Origin of the sequence: Protofrankia sp. CiP3 (genome assembly GCF_917627345.1) — a bacterium.
GTDB lineage: Bacteria > Actinomycetota > Actinomycetes > Frankiales > Frankiaceae > Protofrankia.
Genome location: NZ_CAKJTM010000215.1, coordinates 1 through 2,255 on the forward strand (window position 1 = coordinate 1; position 2,255 = coordinate 2,255).

General features: G+C 63.6%; 2 protein-coding genes. Both read left to right on the forward strand.

Annotated elements, in window-relative coordinates:
- The first annotated feature begins 120 nt into the window (after nucleotides 1-120).
- Nucleotides 121-468: a hypothetical protein gene (locus MJ797_RS26440; protein WP_239342413.1), complete on the forward strand. Its 348-nt coding sequence runs from the start codon at nucleotides 121-123 to the stop codon at nucleotides 466-468.
- Between the two features lie 125 nt (nucleotides 469-593).
- The coding region (locus MJ797_RS26445; RefSeq protein WP_239342415.1) for a recombinase family protein at nucleotides 594-2,255 on the forward strand (1,662 nt) is incomplete at its 3' end.

Genomic DNA, 2,255 nt, shown 5'->3' on the forward strand with positions numbered 1-2,255 from the left:
ATTACGCCCCCAACGCACTTGGCAACTTCGAGTTCGAGGTCACGCTGAGCTACAGGCGTCTGGAGCGGCCTCGGCGTGTCGACGTGACCTCGTGACACAGGCGGTAGTAATGATCTGCCTATGGGTGATCGTCGTCGTGTGGGTGCGGGTGAGTATGCCGAACGAGTGAACGCTGCGGCTCGGCTGCTGGAGGGCGGCGTCCCAGTCGTGGACGCCGCCCTTGTGCTGTCCGCACGTTTCGCGGTTTCGCTTCGGCAGGCTCGACGTTACGTCGATGTGGCCTCATCGGGTGGGCGAGTAGTGGTGCCGGAGACGACCGTCGTGTTCACGGTGAAGCTGCCGGCCGTGCTGGCCGATCGGATACGTGATGATGCGCGGCTGCGCGGCGCGACGATTTCATCGCTGGTCGCCCGCGCGTTGGGCGATTTTCTGGCCTCCGCCCGCGCGGGAAACACAGAAGATGGATAAACGGGCGATCGCCCTTGAGTATGTGTTCGATCGGAACGCCGTCCGGGACCTGTCGATCGCATATGGGGTCCTGGTCCCGCAGCGGCGCCTGAGAATCCAGAACGAACAGCAGGGAGGACAAGCGCATGACCAACGTGGCGATTTATGCCCGGGTGTCGTCGGACCGGCAGAAGAAGAACGAGACGATCGTGTCGCAGACGGCGGCGCTGCGTGAGCGCGCCCGGGAGATGGGGGCGACGCTGCCGGAGGAGTGGGTATTCGAGGACGACGGCCATTCGGGTGGGACGCTGACACGTCCGGCGTTGGAGCGGTTGCGGGATTTGGTGGCCGCGGTCCAGATCGACGTGGTGCTGTGCTATTCACCCGATCGGCTCGCGCGGAAGTTCGCCTACCAGGCGCTGCTGATTGAGGAGTTCGCGCGGGCGGGTACCAGGGTCGAGTTTGTCAAGGGCCCTCGCGGTGACAGCCCGGAAGACCAGCTGCTGGTCCAGTTCCAGGGGATGTTCGCCGAGTATGAGAAAGCGCAGATTTTGGAGCGCTACCGGCGTGGGAAGGCGTACCGTGCACGCTCCGGGTCGGTCAACGTGCTTTCCGGAGCGCCGTTCGGATACCATTATCGGCGGCGCGCCGACAAGCTCGGCGCGGGATACGAGGTCGTGGAGCACGAGGCGGTCCTGGTCGCCGAGATGTTCCGTCGTTACGCCGACGAGGGTGTGTCGATCGCTGATCTGGCCCGCTGGTTGACCGAGCAGGGCGTGCCGACGTGTACCGGTAAGAATCGCTGGGACCGGTCGGTGATCTGGGGAATGCTGCGTAATCCCGCCTACGCTGGTAGGGCTGGATTCGGAAAGACGATGGTCGACAACACGCCGGCAGGTCTGAATCGGCGGGCACGGTTGGAGGGTCGTTCCACGCCGCGGCCGACCAAGACTGTGGACCGGCCTCGCGACGAATGGGTCGAGATCGCTGTCCCGGCGATTGTCAGCGAGGAGACCTTCGCGCGGGTCGCTGCCCGCCTTGAGGAGAACAAGCGCTTCGCGACGCGTAACACGAAAACGACCCCGTCGCTTCTGCAGGGCCTCGCCGCCTGTTCGGCGTGCGGTTATGGCTACTATCGCACCTCGACGCGAACGTCAAGCAAGAAGATCTACTACTACCGCTGCCTCGGATCCGACGACTACCGTTACGAGAATGGCCGGGTCTGTCAGAACAAGCCGGTCCGCGCCGACTACATCGACGACGTCGTGTGGGAACACATCACCAAGCTGCTCGGCGATCCGACGCTCATTCAGGAGGAGATCGACCGTCGGCTGAACCAGGCTCGGCACTCTGATCCTGCCACGCGCCAGCGTGAACAGGTCGAATATGCGCTCACGAAGGCCACCACCGCGATCACCCGTATGATCGAGGCGTTCCAGGAGCAGCTGATCACCATCGACGAGCTCCGCGCGAGAATGCCGGAGCTGCGAACGCGTGAGACGAACCTCCGCGGCCGGCTCGAGGCGCTTGACGGCCAGATCGCCGACCGTGACCTTTACCTTACCCTCGCGGCCGATCTTGAGGGATTCCTTTCTCAGCTGAGCGAGAGCGCGAAAAGCGTGGAGATCATCGATCGTCAGCGTGTTCTGCGGCTGCTCGTCAAGGACGTTCTTATCGGCCCCGAGAAGATTGCAATCCGTCATCGGATCCCACTCCGCCAACGATCGTCGACGGACGGTGCCTCAGCGGCCAGATCCGATACGGAGGGTGATCGAACGGCTAGTTGCCAAGTGCGTTGGGGGCGTAAG

Coding starts and splice junctions, on each gene's coding strand:
- MJ797_RS26440 (WP_239342413.1), top strand. CDS start 121: ATGGGTGATCGTCGTCGTGTGGGTGCGGGTGAGTATGCCGAACGAGTG.